The sequence below is a fragment of the Streptomyces sp. NBC_01428 genome (assembly GCF_036231965.1).
In the GTDB taxonomy this organism is placed as follows: Bacteria; Actinomycetota; Actinomycetes; order Streptomycetales; family Streptomycetaceae; genus Streptomyces.
Window position 1 is genome coordinate 8,565,971 of record NZ_CP109499.1, and the last position, 19,794, is coordinate 8,585,764.

Consider the following 19,794-nt stretch of genomic DNA (forward strand, 5'->3'; position numbering starts at 1 on the left):
CCTACATGCTTGACCTGCGACAACTGCGCTACTTCGTCGCCGTGGCCGAGGACGAACACGTCGGCCGTGCCGCCGAGCGCCTGCACATCTCCCAGTCGCCGCTCAGCCGGCAGATCGCCCAGCTGGAGAAGAACCTGGGACTCACCCTGTTCGAACGCAGCCAGCAGCGCATCCGGCTCACCTCCGACGGCAGGGTTTTCCTGACCGAGGCGCGTGCCCTGCTGCGGCACGCGGACCGACTGGAGAACCTGGGCCGGCGCCTCGGCCGGGGCGAGGAGGGCGGCCTGTGCATCGGTTACGTCGCCGACGCGATGCACACCGGCGTCCTGCCCTCCGCCCTGCGGGCCCTGCGCGAGGACCGCCCCGGCATCCATGTCGCTCTCTACGACCAGGAGTCGGCCGCGCAGTTCGAGGGCCTGCGCCAGCGCAGCCTGGACATCGCCCTCGTCCGCACCCCGCCCGGCGACGACGATCAGGACCTGGACGCGGCGCCCCTGCTCCGGGACCCACTGCTCCTGGTGCTGCCCGCGGGACACCCTCTCGCGGAGCAGGACGACCTGACCCCCGAGGCGCTCGACGGGCAGCCGTGGATCGCGGTCGGCGACGCCCAGGACCCGGCGTGGCGCGACACGTTCGTCGCGTCCTGCGTCGCCTCCGGCTTCACCCCGGACATCCGACTCGACGCGGCCGACCCCCTCACCGCACTCGGCCTGGTCGCCTCCGGCCTCGGCCTCGCGCTCATCCAGCGGAGCATGGTCCGCGGCACCTCCGACGGTGTCGCCGTCCGCGAACTGCCCTGGTACGAAGGGTCCATCCAGCTGTGGGCCGCCTGGCACCGCGTCGATCTGCGGCCGGTCGTCGCGGAGTTCCGCGCGACGGTCCTCGCGGAACGCGGCGCCGCACGAGCCGGGACGACGGCCTGATACCGACGCCTTCTACGCCGAACTACGGTCGGCCCGCGCCGGAGCCGCGCGGTGGGCCGGCCGCACGCGCCTCGGCATCCGGATCGGGCTCCACGGTCAGGCCGAGCAGCCGCATCTCGCGCGCGGACTTGCCGGCGATCTTGCGGCCGAGCAGCGGACGTCCGTCGTCGTGCCGGTACACACCCGCCGGCTCGGCGGCCAGCGGTTCCTCCCAGCCGCGGTAGAGCGCGGTGAGCCGGACGGTGAAACCGACCAGGAACGCCAGGGGCGCGCTCGCGGCGCGGGGCAGTCCCGCCTGGTCCAGGACGATCCAGACCGCACCGGTGAGCGCGGCGATGGCGACGAACCACTCCCCGCGCACGAACTGCTTCGGCGGCACACCGCACGACACGTCGATGAGGAACCGCCCCGCGGTCGGGCCGACCACGGCGAGGGCCAGCGATCCCAGAACCGGCAGACCCACCTCCACGCCCGTCTGCGCGCCGACGATGGCGTACCAGGGCAGGGCGAACGAGGTGACGAACTGGAAGAGCCCCTCCCGGAACAACTGTCCCTTGTCGTAGGCCAGAAGATGACCGATGACCCCGGCGATCAGGCAGAGCGTGATGTACGACGAGTTCGTGAGTGCGGCCGGCACGCGGCCCACCAGGACGTCCCGGCTCACTCCGCCACCGATCCCGCCGAGCAGCGCCATGAGCAGGATGCCGATCACGGTGAAGTTCTTGTAGTGGTCGGGCCGACGGGCGAGCAGGGCTCCGTTGAGCGCGTTCGTGGTCGCCGCCACGAGGTTGATCAGGGTGCCGCCGCCGGTGAACTCGAACGACCCGAAGCCGACGGTTCCCAGGGCCAGTTGTGTCGCGCTCACAGGATTCCCCCGGTCGGCTGGGACGAGGCGCTGCGGTCTCCGGACCCGACCGCCGCGCCCGCAGCGGGCGCGGCGGTCGGGCGGCGTGCGGCCGGCACGCTCAGGGGGTGACGATGGGGAAGTCGGGGTCCGGAGTGTCGAGCAGACCGACGAGCGTGGTGAGGACCTGGGGGTCGCCCTCGACCTGTACGCCGTCCAACCCCTTGCCCGCGAGGAGCGCGAGCAGTTGCGGCTTCGTCAGCGTCAGCGTGAGATCGGCCGACGGCGCCGAACCCGCCCCACCGGTCGCGGTCTCGGCACTGCGGTACGTGAGCGCCCCGTTGGACAACTGGATCTGCCAGGTCCGTCCCTCGTCGGTGAGGTGCCACGTCATGGTGAGTCTCTCGTCCCAGGCACGCGGACCGTCGACGCGGATGGCGAGGGAGTCGATGAGCATGTCGACCGTCAGCGCCATGGCCATCTCGGGGTTCGTCGTCTCCAGCGCGGTGTGCGCGACGCTGCCCCGCAGTTCCTGCGCGCCCATCAGGTAGAAGTTCCGCCACGGACCGTTCTCGCAGCCGTGACCGAGCCGCTCGTACACACCCGCGAGGGTCTCCTTGGCGTCCGGGTCGTCCGGTGCGGCGAAGACCGCGTGTCCGAGGAGGGTCGCCGCGAAACGCAGGTCGCCCGCCGAGGCGTACTCCCGGCCCTTGGCGACGAGCGCGGGGACACCGCCGTAGTCGGCGGCGAAGCGCTGGGCCAGCTCGGTCGGCGGGTGCTCCCACAGATGCGCGGGGTTCCCGTCGAACCAGCCCATGTAGCGCTGGTAGATGGCCTTGGAGTTGTGGCTGACCGAACCGTAGTAGCCGCGGTTGGCCCACCGGTTCGCGACGGCCGGCGGCAGCTCGATCCGCTCGGCGATCTCGGTCCCGGTCAGCCCCTGGTTGGTCATGCGCAGGGTCTGGTCGTGCAGATAGGCCCACATGTCCCGCTGCCCGGCGAGGTGTTCGACGATCCGGTCACGGCCCCAGGTCGGCCAGTGGTGCGATGCGAACGCCACGTCCGCCCGGTCGGCGAACAGGGCGATCGCCTCGTTGAGGTAGTGCGCCCAGATCCGGGTGTCCCGCACGACCGCGCCGCGCAGGGTCAGGATGTTGTGCATGTTGTGCGTGGCGTTCTCCGCCATGCACAGGGCCCGCCGGTCCGGGAAGTAGAAGTTCATCTCCGAGGGCGCCTCGGTGTCCGGCGTCATCTGGAAGACGATCCGCACACTGTCGACGGTCTCCTCCTGACCGGTGTGCGTGATGTCGAGCGTCGGCGGTACGAGGGTGATGGTGCCCTTGGACGTCGTCATGCCGAGCCCCGCGCTGATCTGCCCGGCGGGCCCCTTGTCCAGTTCGGCGCCGTACATGTAGACGGCCCGGCGGGTCATCGCGCCGCCCGCGTACACGTTCTCCGCGACGGCGTGCTCCAGGAAACCCGCCGGGGCGATCACCGGCACCGGCGCGTGGCCGTGCGGCAGGACGCCGCGCGAGCCGCCGAAGTGGTCACCGTGCGAGTGCGTGTAGATGAGCCCCGTGACCGGGCGCTCTCCCCGGTGCGCGCGGTAGAGCGCCAGCGCGGCGGCCGCGTTCTCGGCCGAGATCAGCGGATCGATGACGATGACACCCGTGTCGCCCTCGACCAGCGTCATGTTCGACAGGTCCAGGTTCCGGACCTGGTAGATGCCTTCGGTCACCTCGAAGAGGCCCTGCTTGTTGCACAGCTGGCTCTGCCGCCACAGGCTCGGGTGCGCGGTGTCCGGACATTCCGCGTCCAGGAACGCGTACGCGTCGCCGTCCCAGACCACCCGGCCGTCCTCGGCACGGATGACCGCCGGTTCCAGAGCGGCGACGAAACCCCGCTCGGCGTCGTCGAAGTCGGACCTGTCGGCATAGTCGAGAGTGCTCATACGACATGAATAACTCGGATGCGCATCAACCCAAACAAACTGCGACACCGGTCCGGGCCGGGGCGTTCCGCGCGGCCGGCAAGGTACGTACGGGCGTGCGACCGCTCCACCCGAGGAGCACCCCTCGGGGGTCCCCGTGAGCATCCGGCCCTGACCTGCCGGTACGGTGCCTTCCTGCGGCGTACCTCAACCCGCTCGCGGCAGTGGACCTTCGACGGGGAGCAGGACACCGGATGAGCGCACGTTTCCAGGAACTCGACTGGCAGCCCACCCCGATGGGCGAGATCAGCCTCCGCCGCCGACGCGATCCCTCGTCGGGGGAGGACGTGTACGAGGTGAAGCTCGGCGACGAGTACCTGATGTCCAGTCTCTTCACCGAGGGCGAGGTCGAACTGACCCGGCTCGGCCTGGCGGAACTGGCCGAGGGCCCGCTCGACGTCGTCGTCGGCGGCCTCGGCCTCGGATACACCGCCCGGACGGCGCTGGACGACCCCCGAGTGCGTTCCCTGGTCGTCGTCGACGCCCTGCCGCAAGTGATCGACTGGCACCGGCGCGGACTCGTACCGCTCGGCACGGGACTGTCGACGGACCCGCGCTGCCGCCTGGTGCGCGGCGACTTCTTCGCCATGGTCACCGGCGGTTCCGGGACCGGCGCCCCAGCGTCGCCGGAGGACACCGGTGTCGCGGAGGACACGGACAGCGGGGCCGACGGCGCCCCTCATGGGCTGGACCCGGAGAACCCCGGCCGCCGGTTCCACGCGATCCTCCTCGACGTGGACCACTCGCCGCGTCATGTGCTGCACCCCAGCCACGCCGCGCTCTACGGTGTGCCCGGTCTGACGGCCCTGGCCGACCTGCTGCATCCCGGGGGCGTGTTCGCGCTGTGGTCGAACGATCCGCCGGACGAGCAGTTCGGCACGGTCCTCGCCCAGGTCTTCACGGACACGGCCGCCCACGTGGTCGACTTCGACAATCCGCTCCAGGGCGGGACCGCGGCGAACACCGTGTACGTCGCCCGCCGCCGCGACTGACCGCCGATCCGGCGGGCGAACCCGGCTCCGACGCGCCCGCCCGACGCCCGCGGGTCGCGCCGGGACCTCGCGGGCACCCGCCCTACCGGGCCGGTGGGGCGAACTCGGGCTGGTCCAGCAGGCGCAGCCAGCTTCCGTCCGGCTGACGGCGGACGACCTGGGCCCGCGCGCCGGCCCCGTCCCTCGGCGGCGTCGAGGTCAGTGCGATGTCGCCGCCGACGAGCGTCGGCAGCGGCTGCTCCGGCTCGAAGCGCGGGCCACCGGCCAGCACCTTCTCCCACAGTGCGCGGATCGCCTCACGCCCCACCGTGAACTCGCCCGGCGGGTAGGCCATCACGGCGCCCTCCTCGTACAGGGCGGCGACTCCGGCCGCGTCACCGGCGTTGGACCGTTCGACGAACAGCCGTGTGAGGTCCTCGGGCCGCAGGGCCTTCGCATGCTCCGGCATGGGATTCTCCGCTTCTCGTGGCGTCCGGTGTCTCTCCAGCGTGGGTTCTCGGCGATCAGAAGTCCAACAGATGGATGTGCTCGGAGCTAGAATTTCCAGTCATGGACCTGAGGCAGCTGGAGTACTTCGTCGCGGTCGCCGAGGAGCGGAACTTCACGCGGGCGGCCGAGCGCGTCCACATCAGCCAGTCCGGTGTCAGCGCCCAGATCCGCCGGCTGGAGCGTGAGCTCGGTGCCGAGCTCTTCGACCGCACGGGACGCACCGCCACCCTCACCGTCGCGGGAAAGGCCGCACTCGGACCTGCCCGCGCTGCCCTCGCGGCGGCCGAGGCGGTCGGCCAAGCGGTGGGGCAGGTGACCGGGCTCATCCGGGGCCGGCTGACCGTCGGCATGGTCACCGGCTGCACGATCGCCCCGCTGTTCGACGCCCTCGCCGCGTTCCACGAGGCCCACCCCGGCGTCGACATCTCCCTCCTGGAGGACACCTCCGACCGGCTGCTCGAACAGGTACGAGCCGGCGTCGTCGATCTGGCCCTGGTCGGCACCGCGACCGCCGCCCCCGACGGACTCGACACGCTGACCATCATCAGCGAGCGGCTCGTCGCAGCCGTCCCGCACGGACATCCGCTCGCGGAACGGCGCCGGGTGACGCTGCGCGACCTGACCGACCACCCCATCGTGTGCATGCCGGCCGGCACGGGCCTGCGGACGGTCCTCGACCGCGCCTGCGCCGCACAGGGCCTCCAGCCGGCGATCGCGCTCCAGGCCAGCGCCGCGGACGCCATCGTCGACCTCGCCGCCCGCGGGCTCGGCGTCGCCGTCCTCAGCGCCTCGATGGCCGCCGACCACCGCGACCGGCTCACCGCCCGGACCATCGACGACGTCGAGGCACCCGCCTTGCTCGCCCTGGTCTGGAGGGGTTCGGACAACGCGTCGGTACGGGAGTTCCTCGTGCACGGCAGACGAGCGTTCGGGAAGCCCGGCACCGCGTAGGTGTTCCGCGGCGGGATCCCGCCGCAGCGCCACGTTCAGGTGCGGAGCGCCGCGTCGAGAGCCCGGACGAGTGCGCCGACCGGCCCGCCTCCGGGCGGCGCGACCGGCAGGCGGCCCAGCACGGTCCTGACCGCGGCCGGGGCGTGATCGCGAGCCCGTGCGAGGGCCCCCGCGCCGACGGCCGTGCCATCGGTGCCCGCTGCCGACGCGAGTTCTTCCGCCCTCGCCGCGTGAGCCGCGGCGCCCAGGACGTGCTTCACCTGATGAGCGCTCGCCCTGGGGTGCAGATAGGCGGCGGCAGCGGCATGGCTCGCCGCACGAGCCGCGTCGGCCGCCGCGGGGGAGAGGGACGGCTCGCGGGCCGCCTTGAACGCCGCCCAGGCGCTCTGCCGCAGAGCGCCGGTGCGCGGTCCGCCCGCGGCGAAGACGCGGGCCGCGTCGACGGCGTCACGCGGGCGGGTGTCGGAGGGAAGGTCCCGTTCGAAGAGGGTCAGCACCGGGGACGCACAGTCGGCGGCGTACCCCGTGATCGCGCGGAGTTCGTCCTCGGTCAGCTCGATGGTCTCCGGGGCGTTCGGCTTGTTCGGCACGCACGCCATCCTCCCCCAGGCCGGCCTTCGGCACGGAACCGCGCCGATCCGGTCCTTGAACTCGCCTACCCCGTACGGGTGTTGGGCGCCCGGGGTGGGCTGTTCAGACGTGCGGTCGCGCCCCGTCGCCGTCCGCCTCCTGGTGGGCGTAGCGCTGCTCCTGCCAGGGGTCACCGATGGTGTGGTAGCCGCGGTCCTCCCAGAAACCTCGGCGGTCCTCGGTGAGGTACTCCACGGCGCGGAGCCACTTGGTGCTCTTGTAGCCGTACAGGTGCGGCACGACGAGACGCAGCGGGAACCCGTGCTCGGCGGTGAGGGGTTCGTCGTCGTGGTGTGTGGCCAACAGGGTCTGGGGTGCCGTGAAGTCGGACAGCCGGACGTTGGACGTATAGCCGTACTCGGCCCACGTCATGATGTGCGTGACCTCAGGTGCGGGCGGCACCAGCTCCAGGAGGGCCGCGGCGGGGATTCCGTACCACTCGTGGTCGGTGGAGGTCGGCCCGGAGGCGCAGTGGAGATCGGCGATCACCGTCGTGTGCGGCAGGGTGGTCAGTTCCTCGAAGGTCCAACTGCGGTCGACGCCGCCCCTGGTGGCGCCGAAGACCCGGAGGTTCCAGCGCTCGGGGCGGAAGCGGGGGACAGGCCCGTAGTGCGAGACCGGCCAGCCGTTCACATGGTGCTGGCCGGGAGGGACACGCCGGGTCCGGTCGGCCGCGGCCTCGACGGTGCTGTGCCGGTCTCTGGCCACGCGGGTGTCCTTTCGTCGCCGGTGTACGGTGACGACCGCCTTCCCCGTGCGGCGCGGATGCTCACCTGCTGTGAGGCGCAGGCCCGCACCGGCGTTTCGACGGAGTCCGCTCCTGGCGGACCTCCGCCCCGCTCCGGCGCCGGACCGCTCGACGCTCCCACCGGGAGGCGGCGCACCGGACCGTGGCCGGTCATCGTCTCAGGGACGCCACCGGCACCGGCTGCCCCGGCCCGCGTCAGGCGGTCGCGAGGGACACCTCGGTCGACTTGATGAGGGCGACCACCGACGAACCGGGCGCCAGCGACAGGTCGGTGACCGCGTCCTTGGTGATCGCCGCCGTCAGTTCGCCCCCGTCGACCGTGACCTTGACCGTGGCCATCGCCCCGCCCGTGGCGACATCACTGACCGTGCCGGGCAGTTGATTGCGGATGGACAGGCCCTCGACAGGACCCGTGGCGATCGCCACCTCGGTCGACTTCATCATGGCGCGCACCGGCGACCCCTCGGCGAGTCCCAGGTCCTTGACGGCCTCCAGCGTGATCGCCGCCGTGAGGTCCTGGCCTCCGTCCAGGCGCACCTTGACGGTCGCCATGACCTCGCCGGTGGTGACAGCGGTGACGGTGCCGGGAATCTGGTTGCGGATGCTCAGGCTCATGACGAAACGCCTCACAGGTGGAGTCGGGGTGGGGGACAAAAAACTCATGGCCGGACTTTGTGCCGGACCCGCGTCCCCAAGCTAGCCCCTCCGGCGGGGGCCGTCGGGACCTGCGTCGCATCCGCCACCTGTGTGTTGCCATGGCCTCGCACATGAGACGACCCCGCCCGCCTGCCGAGACGGCCGGAGGTGCGGAGCCACGCGGGCCCCACGAAGAGGCGGCCGGTCGCTCTCGTGAGACCGACCGGCCGCCTCGTCCCTCCCCGGTCCGCCTCTACGACTGGCCCTCCACGACGTCGGCGACCACGCAACTGACGTTGTCGGGGCCGCCGAACCCGTTGGCGAGACCGACGAGTTCGCGGACCGCCTCGTCGGGATCGGTCACCTCGGTGAGGACCCGGCGCACCTCACCGATCTCCACCACGGTGGACAGCCCGTCGGAACAGAGCAGATAGCGGTCACCCGGCCGGGCGTCGTGCAGGCGCACGTCGGGCGTGCCGTGGGTCCCGTGACCCAGGGCCCGGAGCAGCAGGGCCCGCTGCGGGTGCGAGACCGCTTCCTCCGGGGTGATGCGCCCGTCGTCCACCATCGACTGGACCACCGTGTGGTCGTGCGTGATCTGGAACAGCTCGCCGTCGCGCAGGAGATGGGCGCGGGAGTCGCCGATGTGGACGAGGGCCAGCTGCGAGCCCGTCCAGAGCATCGCGGTGAGCGTGGTGCCGGACTCCGCGGGGGACGAACCGGTGGCGCCGGCGACGGCCGACGTGGCCTCCGCGACGGCCTCTTCGAGGACGTTGAGGAGGTCTCCCGCGGCGAAACCCGCGGTTTCGAGGGGCTTGAGGGCCTCGACGGCGGCGGCGCCGGCCGTGGCGCCCGCACGGCCGAAGCCGTCGGCGACCGCGAGCAGCCGGGAGCCGGCGTACGCGGTGTCCTGGTTGCTCTCCCGGATGAGGCCGGTGTCGGACAGGGCGGCGTAACGGATGCCCAGGGACGGGGTGTCGGCGGACATGGCAGGGTCCTTCCGTGACAGGTGGTCGACGAGGAAGGAGGCGAGATCGCGCCGGGCCGCGGTGTCGGCCTCGACTTCGGCCCAGTACCGCCGGAGCTCCGGCACCGCCTCTGAGGGCTCCAGCGCGCACACGTGCCGGATGCGGGCCAGGGGCATTCCCAGCCGCCGGAGCCACGCGACCAGCCGTGCCAGGTCCAACTGGTCCGGCGCGTAGAGCCGGTAGCCGGTCACCGGGTCGACGTGCGCCGGCCGGAGCAGTCCCAGTTCGTCGTAGAGCCGCAGTGCCTTCGGCGAGAGCCGGGACGCCTTCGCGAACGCCCCGATGGTCAGCAACCCCATGCTCGTTTCCTCCTCGAACCGGGCACCTCGCCCGGCCTCACCGATGCTGTGGCCTCACCCAAGGTGAAGGTCAACCACGAGGTCCGCGGCGGGGACAGACGCCCCGCGGACGTGGCCGGAAGGACCGGGTCGCGGCCCTTCGACATCATCGGTCACGGCTGGTGCAGCCAGATCCGTAGCGGGCCGATCGGTTCGAAGCCGTGGCGCACGGCCGCCGTCAGGTCCTCCCCGTGCTCGTAGCCGACCACGGGGAGCGCGGGGAACAGGCGGTGGGTCGCGGTGAGCGCGAAGGACCAGGCCGCGTCGGGGCCGCCCTCGTGGGCGAAGACGTTCGAGACGCCGACCACGTCGTCACCACGGCTCGCCACCGCTCCGGCCACCACCCGGCCGTCGGCGGAGCGCCCGACGAGGACCGCGGTGGCGGGGTCGTCGAGCAGTTCCGGCCGGAAGAGGCCCTCGTTGCCGTCCCCGTCGTCCCAGGCGAGCGCCCAGGCCCGCAGGGTGGCGGAGTCGGCCGCGACATCCGGCGCGAGACCCGACACGACGGCCGGTGCGCCCGCCGCACGATGGATCCACCGGGCCTCGAACAGGACCTGGAACCCGAACCGGCCGAGATCGAGGTCGGCGAAACTGTCCTTGACGGACGCGCCGGACGTACGGGTGTCGATCCGCGCCACCAGTCCCGCGGGGTCGGCACCGGGCTCCAGCGTCACCGCGTCGGGGTAGAACAACGGTGTGCGTTCGGGAGCCGTCCAGACACCGGGCGCGAACGCGCTCGTCAGGCCGTGGGACCGGCTCATGGCCGCGCACCATTCGGCGTTGTTGCGGGCAGCGGCGCGGACCAGGAACTGCTCGGACGTCGTCACAAGTGCCGATCATGGTCGTCGCCGGGCTGCCCGTCGAGGGGATTTCGCCGTTCTCCCGGACGCTGCTCCCGAACGACGGCGCAGGCCGCACGCAGGAGTGCCGAAGTTGCCTTCGAGCCCACTCGAAGGTGTTGGCTGGTGCGAGAAACACCGTGACGCGATGATCGTACGGGGACGTCTTTCCTTGAGGAGCACACCATGACGCAGAAGATCTGGTTCATCACCGGTGCCTCACGCGGTTTCGGCAGGGAGTGGGCCATCGCCGCGCTGGAACGCGGAGACTCGGTGGCCGCGACGGCGCGCGACCTGTCCACGCTGGGCGATCTTCGCGAGAAGTACGGAGAACGGCTACTGCCCCTGCGACTCGACGTCACGGACCGTGACGCCGACTTCGCCGCGGTCCAGCAGGCGCACGAGCGGTTCGGGCGCCTGGACGTGGTGGTCAACAACGCCGGCTACGGCCACTTCGGACTGATCGAGGAGCTCACCGAGGCGGAGGCCCGCGCGCAGCTGGAGACCAACCTGTTCGGCGCCCTGTGGGTCTCCCAGGCCGCCCTGCCGATCCTGCGCGAGCAGGGCAGCGGACACATCCTTCAGGTCTCCTCCATCGGAGGCATCAGTGCCTTCCCGCTGGTCGGCATCTACCACGCGTCGAAGTGGGCGCTCGAAGGCATGAGCCAGGCGCTGGCACAGGAAGTGGCGCCGTTCGGGATCAAGGTCACGCTGATCGAGCCCGGCGGGTTCGCCACGGACTGGGCGGGCTCCTCGTCGAGCACGTCCGAGCCGCTGCCCGCGTACGCCGACTTCCACAAGGAGGTGCAGGAGCAGCGGCGCAAGAGGGTCGGCACGCCGGGCGATCCGACCGCGTCCGCCTCGGCCGTCCTGGAGATCGTGGACGCCGACGAGCCGCCGCTGCGCTGCTTCTTCGGCTCGGCACCGCTGGGCATCGCCAAGGCCGACTACGAGCAGCGTCTCGCCGGGTGGGAGAAGTGGCAGCCGGTGGCGGAGCTGGCGCAGGGCTGAGCGTGCGGGGAACGCCGCCGCGCAGGCCGTACCGGCGTTCCCTCCCCACGGACGTGGGCCCGCACAGGAAGAAGGGGGCCGACCGGAGTGACTCCGGTCGGCCCCCTTCCGGGACGGCGCTGTGCGGTCAGGCGCGGTGGGTCTGGTAGTACTCGCCGACCTGCTCGTGATAGCCGGAGTCGCCGACGTGCTTGTCCTTGTCGAACTCCGGAGAGTTCTTGATCTGGTCCTTGGTGAGCGCGACGAAGATCTTCCGCTCGGCCTGGTCGACCGTCTGGACGGTGCCGGCCGGAAGCAGCACGTGCTTGCCGAAGATCCACACGCCGGTGTCGACGACGAGGTACGAAGAGTTGACGTCGTCCGAGTGCTTGTCGACCTTCCCGATGCTGCCGTCGGTCGCCTCGACCTTGAATCCGATCAGGTCGGTGCCCGCGGTGTAACCGGTGGTCGGCTGGTAGCCCCAGATGTTGTCACTCATAAAACGGCTCCCTCATCAGAATTCCTCGACACTCCGCAAGAAGAAACAACGGAGTCGTACAAGCGTCAACGCAAGTCGATGACGTTTCCTCGGAGCGTCGAGTGCCCGGGGTCCCGGACTCCACACACGCGCTTCGAGAATTTCGACATCTCCTCCTGAACGTCGACCGAAGGACCGCACCCGTCGACCGTTCCAGCAGGTCAGGTGACATGTCGAATCGATCTCCACTCCCCGATCTTCTTTATCCACCTCCTATGGAACGCGATGTGACGAAGATTGCATTCGCCATCTTCGCCGGTTCCGTGTTTGAGGACCCGCTGCCGGGTGACCCAGCAGAGGAATCAATTCGCGAGAAGGACAGGGTGTGAGTGGTTGTGGCTGCGGACGAGAAGGCTCAGGCCAAGGGCGAGCAGGCCAAGGGCAAGGCCAAGAAGGTCGTCGGCGGTGCGGTGGGCAACGAGTCCCTGAAGGCGGAGGGGCGCGCCGAGGAGTCCAAGGGCGACCTGCGCTCGGCCAAGGAGAAGGCCAAGGACGCCGTCAAGCCCAAGTCCAAGTAGGGCCGACGCGAGCAGTTCCGCTCGACGGATCCCGGTAGCCGCATCCTCATGGGCTGCCGGGATCTTCGCTGCCGCGGCCCGCTACGGTTCGCCCGTGAGCGACGACGTGAGCGACGACGTGGACATGAACGGGGCGCGGTGGGAGTCGGCGCATCGGGCCGCGTACGGCTGCGGTGCCTGGGAACGTGCGCGACTTCAGGCGGACGTGCTGGTCGCCTGGCACACCGAGCGCACTGCCGGCTTCGGCGCGCCGGTGCCCGATCGGCCGCTGGTGCGAACGGCCCCACGAGTGAAGTGGCCGTGGGGGAGCGGCAGCGACGAGAACACGACGGGCCTGGTGCTGTGGAGGCTCGCCCACGAGACCGGCGTGCTGGTCGACCAGGTCCTGCTGACCGACGCCGTACGGTACTGCGAGGAACCGGGAGTCGTGCCGTCGGCCGCGGGCCCCTTGCCCGACCAGGCGCGTCGCGGCGGGATCGCCGTCGGCAGTCCCGAATCGGTGGCGGCGATCGGCCGGATCCTGCGGGCCCACGTCGCGGACGGATCGGCGCAGTCCCCTCCCCGCACGGCCGGGCGGATGTCGGTCGGTGGACGCGTCCGGGAACTGCGGGCGATGCCGGACTGGGACGGCGGTGACTGGCCGGCGGCGCTGGCCCTGGCGCGGCGGGCCATGCGGCGGGCGGACGACCTGCGCGATCAGGGCACGTGGCAGCCGACAGCGCGGGAACGGGCGATCGCGGGGCGAATCCGCCTGGACCGTGAACCGGCGGCCGAGACAGCCCTGTCGAGGCCCCCGGCGCCCGACTGGCCCGCCCGGGCACGTCGCTTGCTCCACCTCGCCCTCGCGCTGTCCACCGCCGCGGACTCGCTGCCGGGCGAGGACGGGTCCACCCCGAGCCCGCTGGCGACGGCGCTGTCGGCCACGGCCGCCGCGTTCGCCCTGCTGCGGGCCGGCACCGAGGAGATCGAGCACCTGTGGGCGGCTGAGCCGCGGGTGCCCGCGGATCCGGGCACCTGGGAGCTCTGTCACGTACCGGCGGCGCTGCGCACCCAGATCGAGGAGACGGAACATCTCGTACGGGCGGCCGAGGCCTTCCTGTGGGTGCTCGCGTGCGGCTGACCGCCGCGCATGCGGGAGGGCCGGCACGAGGCGCTCCGCGCCACAGTGGACCGGGGCTCGCGCGCACGCCCCGACCGGTGCGCGGATCTCAGTAGAAGTCGTCCCGTCGTTCGGCGGGATGGGTGGCGTCACGCCGCTGCTGCTGGAGCCGGGCGGCCGTGGTCGCCGAGACCTCCCGCAGGTGTGCCTGACTCTGCAGCGTCATCATCGACCCGAGCGCGTGCCGTCCGGTCAGCGGATTGTCCACGCAGGCCCGGTAGAGCGCGGTGGCGCGTTCGGAGTCCTGGTACAGGGTGCGGTAGATCTCGGCGGCTCGGTACTGGCCGTAGGGGTGACCGCGTGCGGCGGCGGCGAGGAACTGCTCCAGGGCGTGCTCGGCCGGTGTCCCGGTCACCGGCAACAGGCGTTCGAGATACAGGTCGCCGAGGGCGAGCATGGCCTCGGGCTCACCCGACCGCGCCGCGGCCCGAAACCAGCGGCCCGCCTCGTCGTACGACTGCCCGATGCCGGCCTCGGGACAACCGCGCTGGTGGAGGCAGGCGAGGTAGTAGGCGGCGCGGGGCGAACCGCTGCTCCGCCGCAGGTGTGGCACGGCGCTCGCGAAGCGCCCCTGCACGTAGTCGATGTGCCCCAGGAGTTCGACCGCGGCCTCGTGGCCGACGTCGGCCGCCGCTCCCAGGAAGTGCGTCGCGGCGTTCCGGTACCGGTCGTCGTGCCAGCAGCGGAGGCCGATCCGATAGTACTCCTCCGCGGTGGTCGGCTCGCGTCCGTCCACGGTGAAGTTGTTCCCCTGCCACAGCACCATGCCGCCGCCCCCTCGTCTCACGGTGTACCGCGGCGGTCGCCCGGCGAGCCATGAGCACGCGGTCATTGTGCCGCAGCCTCGTCCGGTGGAGGGCGCGCGGACCAGGAGAGACTTTCTTGTGCGACGCGGGGGAACGGGTGGACGGGCTCGGGTGGCGCGGGGTGGGCGGCTGGCTTACAGTATGATTGATCTTGAGCGGGCCGGCGGAAGTCGCCCCGGCTCACGATGCGTTGGTGGTCCAAGGAAAGACGTCCCGCTTCCTGCGGGGAGATGCAGGTGCAAGGCCTGCCCGGCGCTCTGTGAAGACCCCGTTCCGCCTGTGCGGGACGGGGTCTCTTTTTGTTCCGGGGAGTGCGACCGGAACGGGCGTCCGCGTCAGACCCGTGTCTCCTGCGGAACCTTCGCGTGGCGCAGGCACGAGGCCACGACCACGAACGGCCACAGGGACTGAACACCTGTCACGAAGCGCTCGGCGATGCCGAGGTCCCCGTGGCGCTGGGTCTCGACGAGGAACCATGCCGCTCCGGCCACCATGACCGCCGTGGCCGTGATCGACGGGACGCGTCTGAGGGCCCAGGGCGCGGATTCCCTGCCGTCCGCGGACAGGACGGGCCACAGCGCCAGGAGCGCGAACCCGATGGCGGCCGCCGTGCCGTGGCGCAGCGAACCCCCGCTGATCGGGGCGGGGAGCAGGGCCAGCACCAGCGCCGTGACTCCGCCGCCGGCCAACGCCAGCCGGCCGGGTACGGCCACCGACCGCAGTCCCCAGGCGGTCAGGAGATGGCAGATGCCCAGCGCGAGCAGCGCGCCGGTCATCACCCAGAAGCCCGACTCGCCGTAAGCCGCGAGGACGCTGATCGTCTGCGTGACCGGGTCGTAGGCGGGCCCCACCAGATGGGCCCCGAGGACCCAGCCCGCGGTGAACAGAACGGGGGCACACCCCGACGAGAGAAGAACCCATCTCGGTACATTCGACACCGATCCAAGATATAAGGCGCAAACCACCCAAAGCGCTTTGGCGGGTTTCGGTGTCGCGGCTGCCTGCCGAGGGGTGGCCGGTGCGTCGTGGTCGACGGCTCCGCCCACGGAGGGCGTGTGCTGTGGGCGCGCGCGGCGGGGAGGGCGGGCTCCGTCGCCCACCGACCTGTCCGGACAAGTGGGCGCACGTCTTCACCTCCCGCTGGAGAATTCGACGTGTACTGGTCACCTGTTCTTGGTCAATCGACCCCCATGGAAACCTATGTTCGCGGTCAAGCAATGGGCAAAAACAGTAACGGAGGACGTTGTGTCCCTGGATGCTCGTAGGGCTCGTCGGTTCGCCGCTCCCTCGGCCGCCGCAGTCGCGGCCGCGGTGGTGACGATGGTGGTCAACCCGACGCTGGGCGCGTCGGCCTCGGCTCCGCAGGCCACGGCCAAGGCCAAGACCCCGACCGCGAAGAACGTCATCTTCATCAACGGTGACGGCATGGGCGCCGCCACGCGCCAGGCCGCTCGCCTGCACCTCGCCGGTCTGGGGGGTCAGCTCGCCATGGACAAGCTGCCCGTCTCGGGACAGCTGACCACCGAGCCGGATGACCCGAAGGCCGTCGTCACCGACTCGGCCGCCGCGGCGACGGCGTGGGCCACGGGCGAGAAGACCTACAACGGCGCGATCAGTGTCGACGTGGACGGCAACCCGCTCGCCACGCTCGGCCAGCAGGCGAAGGCGGCCGGGAAGGCCACCGGCCTGGTCACCACCGCGCAGGTCACCGACGCGTCACCGGCGGCGTTCTTCTCGAACACCGCCAACCGTTCGGCGCAGGACGAGATCGCCCGTCAGTACATCGAGGTGTCCAAGCCCGACGTCATCCTCGGCGGCGGCGAGGACTGGTGGCTGCCCGCGGGCAGCGCCGGCGCCTTCAAGGACCAGCCCGTGGAGGATCCGTCCGAGGCCAGCAAGGGCACCAAGGGCGACCTGATCAAGAAGGCCAAGAAGGCCGGCTACTCGTACGTCAACAGCGCGGACCAGCTCAGCCGGGCCAAGAACGGCAAGCTCCTCGGTCTCTTCGCCAACGAGGAGATGTTCCAGCAGCGCTCCGAGGGCCAGGGCGACGTGTACAGCCCGGTGGTCGGTCTCTCGACCATGACCAGCAAGGCCCTGGGAACGCTGGACAAGAACAAGAAGGGCTTCTTCCTCATGGTCGAGGAGGAGGGTGTGGACGAGTTCGCCCACGCCAACAACGGCGCCCGTGTCCTGCAGTCCATGCAGGAACTCGAGAAGACCGTCGCCGTGGCCCGCGCCTACGTCGCCACGCACCCCGACACCCTGCTGGTCATCACCGGTGACCACGAGACCGGCGGCCTGGCCGTCGAGGAGTCGGACGCGGCCGACGAGTCCGGCACCGGAGTCTCCGCCGAGGACGGCCCCTTCGGCATCCGCGGCAGCGAGAAGAAGTTCTACATCGACTGGACCACGTCCGGTCACACCGGAGTCGACGTACCGGTGACGGCGGTGGGCCCCCTGTCGGACCGCTTCACCGGCAAGCACCCCAACACCCACGTGTACGACGTGCTGCGCCAGTCCCTGACGCGCCGCTGAGCGACACCGTGACACCCGGAGCCCCGCGGCCGGACGGCCGCGGGGCTCCGGGTGCGACCGGGCCGGCAATGGGTGCCGAGGTCAGGCCGGGATGCGGCCGCAGAGCCAGTTGCCCGGTTCCTTCGGGTCGTCGCTGATCCAGAACTGGCGCCAGAGCGACGCGAACTCCTCGCGGCTGAGGTGGCCGTCGCCGTTCAGGTCGAGGAGCTCGAAGACGCCTGTCATGTCGACGGGCAGCCCGTTCCAGGTCTCGACGAGGCGACGGTGCTCCTCCGGTGAGATCCGGCCGTCCCCGTTGGTGTCGACGGCGTCGAAGACCGTGTCGGCGGTCGCGGTGACGGCGTCGGCCATCGCGGGCAACTGGTCGACGAGGGACAGCAGTTCCCTCATGTCGACCCTGCCGTCCCCGTTGGCGTCACCGGCTTGCAGCAGGGCCGCCCACCAGCCCATCAGCAGTGTCTCCACCCGCGTACGCAACTGGGTCCCGGGCTCCACTCCCGGGAGGCGGCTCCAACGGCCGACGAGCGCCGCGAAGTCGTCCTCGCGCAGATAGCCGTCGCCGTCCGCGTCGAACGCGGCGAACATCCCTCTGAGCTTTCGCTCCTGAAACGCACTGGCCATGAGCGGCCTCCTCCGACGCCGAACCGAACCACGAACCGCCCGCCGCGACCGTCCCACGGGCGCAGACGGCGCCCCTGTCTGACGGCGCCTCAGACGTGTCCTCACGATAGGTCGCGGTTCGGGCGCGTCTCCACGAGCACATCTGCGCGAACGATCACCCGTCGGCCCGCCACTGCTCGTGCCCGCTGAGCCGGCCCGCACAGTTCTGTACGCCCTGCCTGCCGTGTCGGCTCAGGGATTGACCCAGGCGTCCGGTGCGGTGGTCAACGCCGAGACGCTGGCGGGCAGTTGGGCCGACGCGACGTCGGCGAGGGATACGCCCTCCAGGATCTCACGCACGTTGGAACGCAGGGCGATCCACAGGGGCAGCAGCGACTCGGCGGGGCCGGTGTAGGTCAGCTCCGGCGGGCGGACCCCGCGTACGGAGACCAGGGGGCCGTCCACCGTACGGATGACGTCGGCGATGGTGATGGACTCCGCCGCCTTGGCCAGACGGTAGCCGCCGTTGCCGCCGCGCCGGCTCAGTACGAGGCCGCCTCGGCGCATGTCGTTCAGGATGCCTTCGAGGAACTTGTGCGGGATGTCCTGGGCGTCCGCGATGGCCTCGGCCTTGATCGGGCCGCCGTCCCGGGACGCGGTGAGCTGGAGCGCGGCACGGATCGCGTAGTCCGCCCTGGCTGAAATCCGCATGGGTGCATTATCCCGTATGGCCTCGGGGGTTGTCCCCGCGGTCCTGGTCGTCGCCGTGCGCGTCCCGCCGGTCGGGCGGTGCCACGGAGTTTCTCGGTCAGAAGGGCAGGGCGAACGGCGGGTGGGCGCCGTTCAGGAAGTAGTCGCCGACGTCGCGGACCCGGTGGGCGACCGGTTCGTGCAGCGTGTGGGTCCGGACGTTGCGCCAGAAGCGGTCGAAGCCGAGGCGTGCGGAGGCCGCGCGGGGGCCGACGATGTCGAGGGCGCGGGCGGTGGACTCCTGCGCCGCCCTGGAGGCGGCGGCCTCGGCCATGGCCACCAGGGCGGAGACCTCCGCGCACTCGTCGTAGGTGAGGTCCTCCCCGCGCGCCAGACCGACGTGCACGGCGTCCAGCGCCTGGGCGGCCAGCGCGGACGCGGAGCGTACGAGGACGGTGAGTTCCCCGAAGGCCGTCAGCACGTGAGGGTCCTGCGGCGAGCCGACCGGCCAGGCGGGGTGCCAGACGGAGTGGCCCGCTCTGCTGTACTCGCGCGCCTCGGCGAGCACACCCTCGGCCATGCCGAGCAGGAGCTGGACGGAGACCAGGCGTCCGACCGGGGAGGAAAGGGCCGTCAGGGGCGACAGGACGTCCTCGTCCGCGGACAGTGAGCCGAGTACGTCGCGGGCGGGGACGGGAACGTTGTCGAACTCCACACTGCCTCCGGCGGCGAGCCGCTGGCCGAAGGTGTCGGCGTCGGCGTCGATCCGCACACCGTGATGGGCGGGGTCGACGGCGACGGCGAGGGGTTCGCCCGTGTCGGCCCGCTCCGCCCGGACGGCCAGCCGGTCGGCCACGAGGACACCGGTGGCGTACCTCTGCCGGCCGTTGAGAACGTAGTGGCCACCCTTCCGCGCCAGGGTCGGCGACGGTTCCTGCCGGGCGAACCCGCCCGCCCAACACGCCTGCTCGCCGGCCGACTTGTGCTGGGCCGCAGTTCTGCGGTGCGGCTGGGGCTGCGGGGTGACGGCGGCGGACTGGGCGAAGTGCCGGGCGCTCCAGGACAGGAAGTAGTGACAGCCGAGCAGTTGACCGATCGCGCCGTCGGCTGCGGCGATCTCCCGGACCACGGCATAGGCCGTGGACCAGTCCCCGGCCCCGCCCCCGGACTCCGCCGGCACGAGCAGCGCCAGCAGCCCCGACTCCCGCAGGCGGGACACCTCGTCGAACGGGATCTTCCCGGCCTGCTCCCTCGCCACCGCGTCCGTGGCCAGGTCGTCGGCCGTCTCGCGGGCGACGTGCAGCCAGTGGGCGCGACCGGGCCCGGTTCCGTCGGACTCCGGCTCGGCTCCGGACGGCGCGGTGGCGGGGCCCATGGCGATGGTCTCCTCAAGTTCGGCGACACGATGTGGTGGTGGGGCTCATGCGGATCGGGTGATGCGTGCACGCGGCCCACGCCGCTCCCCTGCGGTGGCGATCCTTGGCCCGGCCGACAGGACCGTCCCGGTGGGGACGCCGAACGGGGGGAGAGGGACGGCAGACGTCCCG

At 71.4% G+C, this 19,794-nt stretch carries 21 protein-coding genes; 7 read left to right on the forward strand and 14 right to left on the reverse strand.

Annotation, left to right across the window (positions count from 1 at the left end; translation table 11 throughout):
- Positions 1-5: 5 nt before the first annotated feature.
- Positions 6-923: a LysR substrate-binding domain-containing protein gene (locus OG406_RS37305; RefSeq protein WP_267051871.1), complete on the forward strand. Its 918-nt coding sequence runs from the start codon at positions 6-8 to the stop codon at positions 921-923.
- 22 nt (positions 924-945) lie between these two features.
- On the opposite strand, the gene OG406_RS37310 is transcribed toward OG406_RS37305, so the two are convergent.
- Positions 946-1,788: a trimeric intracellular cation channel family protein gene (locus OG406_RS37310; protein ID WP_267051872.1), complete on the reverse strand. Its 843-nt coding sequence runs from the start codon at positions 1,786-1,788 to the stop codon at positions 946-948.
- Positions 1,789-1,888: 100 nt separating this feature from the next.
- Positions 1,889-3,718: an alkyl/aryl-sulfatase gene (locus tag OG406_RS37315; RefSeq protein WP_329190163.1), complete on the reverse strand. Its 1,830-nt coding sequence runs from the start codon at positions 3,716-3,718 to the stop codon at positions 1,889-1,891.
- A 233-nt stretch (positions 3,719-3,951) separates the two neighbouring features.
- Here OG406_RS37315 and OG406_RS37320 point away from each other — a divergent pair, with 233 nt between their 5' ends.
- Complete coding sequence (locus tag OG406_RS37320; protein ID WP_267051874.1) at positions 3,952-4,749, forward strand: spermidine synthase; 798 nt, start codon at positions 3,952-3,954, stop codon at positions 4,747-4,749.
- Positions 4,750-4,831: 82 nt separating this feature from the next.
- On the opposite strand, the gene OG406_RS37325 is transcribed toward OG406_RS37320, so the two are convergent.
- On the reverse strand, positions 4,832-5,197 hold the full coding sequence (locus OG406_RS37325; RefSeq protein WP_267051875.1) for a YybH family protein: 366 nt from the start codon (positions 5,195-5,197) through the stop codon (positions 4,832-4,834).
- A 101-nt stretch (positions 5,198-5,298) separates the two neighbouring features.
- Here OG406_RS37325 and OG406_RS37330 point away from each other — a divergent pair, with 101 nt between their 5' ends.
- Positions 5,299-6,189 (forward strand): LysR family transcriptional regulator, encoded by an 891-nt coding sequence (locus OG406_RS37330; protein WP_267051876.1) that lies wholly within the window; start codon positions 5,299-5,301, stop codon positions 6,187-6,189.
- Between the two features lie 35 nt (positions 6,190-6,224).
- Here the strand turns inward: OG406_RS37330 and OG406_RS37335 are convergent, their stop codons facing one another.
- From OG406_RS37335 to OG406_RS37355, 5 genes are all read right to left on the reverse strand, one after another.
- Complete coding sequence (locus OG406_RS37335; protein WP_267051877.1) at positions 6,225-6,779, reverse strand: putative immunity protein; 555 nt, start codon at positions 6,777-6,779, stop codon at positions 6,225-6,227.
- Between the two features lie 103 nt (positions 6,780-6,882).
- On the reverse strand, positions 6,883-7,527 hold the full coding sequence (locus OG406_RS37340; RefSeq protein WP_329190169.1) for a molybdopterin-dependent oxidoreductase: 645 nt from the start codon (positions 7,525-7,527) through the stop codon (positions 6,883-6,885).
- Positions 7,528-7,762: 235 nt separating this feature from the next.
- Positions 7,763-8,182: a TOBE domain-containing protein gene (locus tag OG406_RS37345; protein ID WP_329190171.1), complete on the reverse strand. Its 420-nt coding sequence runs from the start codon at positions 8,180-8,182 to the stop codon at positions 7,763-7,765.
- 274 nt (positions 8,183-8,456) lie between these two features.
- Positions 8,457-9,530, reverse strand: a complete 1,074-nt coding sequence (locus tag OG406_RS37350) for a MerR family transcriptional regulator (RefSeq protein ID WP_164369678.1) — start codon at positions 9,528-9,530, stop codon at positions 8,457-8,459.
- A 152-nt stretch (positions 9,531-9,682) separates the two neighbouring features.
- On the reverse strand, positions 9,683-10,396 hold the full coding sequence (locus OG406_RS37355; protein WP_266610259.1) for a hypothetical protein: 714 nt from the start codon (positions 10,394-10,396) through the stop codon (positions 9,683-9,685).
- Between the two features lie 198 nt (positions 10,397-10,594).
- On the opposite strand from OG406_RS37355, the gene OG406_RS37360 reads away from it, so the two are divergent.
- The gene (locus tag OG406_RS37360; RefSeq protein ID WP_329190173.1) at positions 10,595-11,419 is read left to right on the forward strand and encodes an SDR family oxidoreductase; all 825 of its coding nucleotides are present in this window, start codon (positions 10,595-10,597) and stop codon (positions 11,417-11,419) included.
- A 127-nt stretch (positions 11,420-11,546) separates the two neighbouring features.
- Here OG406_RS37360 and OG406_RS37365 read toward each other — a convergent pair whose 3' ends face one another.
- Positions 11,547-11,897, reverse strand: a complete 351-nt coding sequence (locus OG406_RS37365; RefSeq protein ID WP_164369681.1) for a PRC-barrel domain-containing protein — start codon at positions 11,895-11,897, stop codon at positions 11,547-11,549.
- A 374-nt stretch (positions 11,898-12,271) separates the two neighbouring features.
- Between OG406_RS37365 and OG406_RS37370 the strand changes: the two genes are divergently transcribed.
- A complete protein-coding gene (locus tag OG406_RS37370) occupies positions 12,272-12,454 on the forward strand; it encodes a CsbD family protein (protein WP_081222436.1) in 183 nt (60 codons plus the stop codon).
- 94 nt (positions 12,455-12,548) lie between these two features.
- Positions 12,549-13,574, forward strand: a complete 1,026-nt coding sequence (locus OG406_RS37375; RefSeq protein ID WP_329190178.1) for a hypothetical protein — start codon at positions 12,549-12,551, stop codon at positions 13,572-13,574.
- 88 nt (positions 13,575-13,662) lie between these two features.
- Here OG406_RS37375 and OG406_RS37380 read toward each other — a convergent pair whose 3' ends face one another.
- On the reverse strand, positions 13,663-14,379 hold the full coding sequence (locus tag OG406_RS37380) for a tetratricopeptide repeat protein (protein ID WP_329190179.1): 717 nt from the start codon (positions 14,377-14,379) through the stop codon (positions 13,663-13,665).
- Between the two features lie 375 nt (positions 14,380-14,754).
- Positions 14,755-15,357 (reverse strand): DUF998 domain-containing protein, encoded by a 603-nt coding sequence (locus tag OG406_RS37385; RefSeq protein ID WP_164369684.1) that lies wholly within the window; start codon positions 15,355-15,357, stop codon positions 14,755-14,757.
- A 307-nt stretch (positions 15,358-15,664) separates the two neighbouring features.
- Here OG406_RS37385 and OG406_RS37390 point away from each other — a divergent pair, with 307 nt between their 5' ends.
- Entirely contained in the window at positions 15,665-16,957 is a 1,293-nt protein-coding gene (locus OG406_RS37390; RefSeq protein WP_266852882.1) for an alkaline phosphatase, read from the forward strand.
- An 81-nt stretch (positions 16,958-17,038) separates the two neighbouring features.
- Here the strand turns inward: OG406_RS37390 and OG406_RS37395 are convergent, their stop codons facing one another.
- From OG406_RS37395 to OG406_RS37405, 3 genes are all read right to left on the reverse strand, one after another.
- A complete protein-coding gene (locus OG406_RS37395; RefSeq protein WP_164369685.1) occupies positions 17,039-17,578 on the reverse strand; it encodes an EF-hand domain-containing protein in 540 nt (179 codons plus the stop codon).
- A 231-nt stretch (positions 17,579-17,809) separates the two neighbouring features.
- Positions 17,810-18,268 (reverse strand): RrF2 family transcriptional regulator, encoded by a 459-nt coding sequence (locus tag OG406_RS37400; RefSeq protein WP_164369686.1) that lies wholly within the window; start codon positions 18,266-18,268, stop codon positions 17,810-17,812.
- A 97-nt stretch (positions 18,269-18,365) separates the two neighbouring features.
- Complete coding sequence (locus tag OG406_RS37405; protein WP_329190183.1) at positions 18,366-19,622, reverse strand: acyl-CoA dehydrogenase family protein; 1,257 nt, start codon at positions 19,620-19,622, stop codon at positions 18,366-18,368.
- Positions 19,623-19,794: the final 172 nt, after the last annotated feature.

Coding starts and splice junctions, on each gene's coding strand:
- OG406_RS37305 (WP_267051871.1), top strand. CDS start 6: ATGCTTGACCTGCGACAACTGCGCTACTTCGTCGCCGTGGCCGAGGAC.
- OG406_RS37315 (WP_329190163.1), bottom strand. CDS start 3,718: ATGAGCACTCTCGACTATGCCGACAGGTCCGACTTCGACGACGCCGAG.
- OG406_RS37320 (WP_267051874.1), top strand. CDS start 3,952: ATGAGCGCACGTTTCCAGGAACTCGACTGGCAGCCCACCCCGATGGGC.
- OG406_RS37325 (WP_267051875.1), bottom strand. CDS start 5,197: ATGCCGGAGCATGCGAAGGCCCTGCGGCCCGAGGACCTCACACGGCTG.
- OG406_RS37330 (WP_267051876.1), top strand. CDS start 5,299: ATGGACCTGAGGCAGCTGGAGTACTTCGTCGCGGTCGCCGAGGAGCGG.
- OG406_RS37345 (WP_329190171.1), bottom strand. CDS start 8,182: ATGAGCCTGAGCATCCGCAACCAGATTCCCGGCACCGTCACCGCTGTC.
- OG406_RS37350 (WP_164369678.1), bottom strand. CDS start 9,530: ATGGGGTTGCTGACCATCGGGGCGTTCGCGAAGGCGTCCCGGCTCTCG.
- OG406_RS37360 (WP_329190173.1), top strand. CDS start 10,595: ATGACGCAGAAGATCTGGTTCATCACCGGTGCCTCACGCGGTTTCGGC.
- OG406_RS37365 (WP_164369681.1), bottom strand. CDS start 11,897: ATGAGTGACAACATCTGGGGCTACCAGCCGACCACCGGTTACACCGCG.
- OG406_RS37380 (WP_329190179.1), bottom strand. CDS start 14,379: ATGGTGCTGTGGCAGGGGAACAACTTCACCGTGGACGGACGCGAGCCG.
- OG406_RS37395 (WP_164369685.1), bottom strand. CDS start 17,578: ATGGCCAGTGCGTTTCAGGAGCGAAAGCTCAGAGGGATGTTCGCCGCG.
- OG406_RS37400 (WP_164369686.1), bottom strand. CDS start 18,268: ATGCGGATTTCAGCCAGGGCGGACTACGCGATCCGTGCCGCGCTCCAG.
- OG406_RS37405 (WP_329190183.1), bottom strand. CDS start 19,622: ATGGGCCCCGCCACCGCGCCGTCCGGAGCCGAGCCGGAGTCCGACGGA.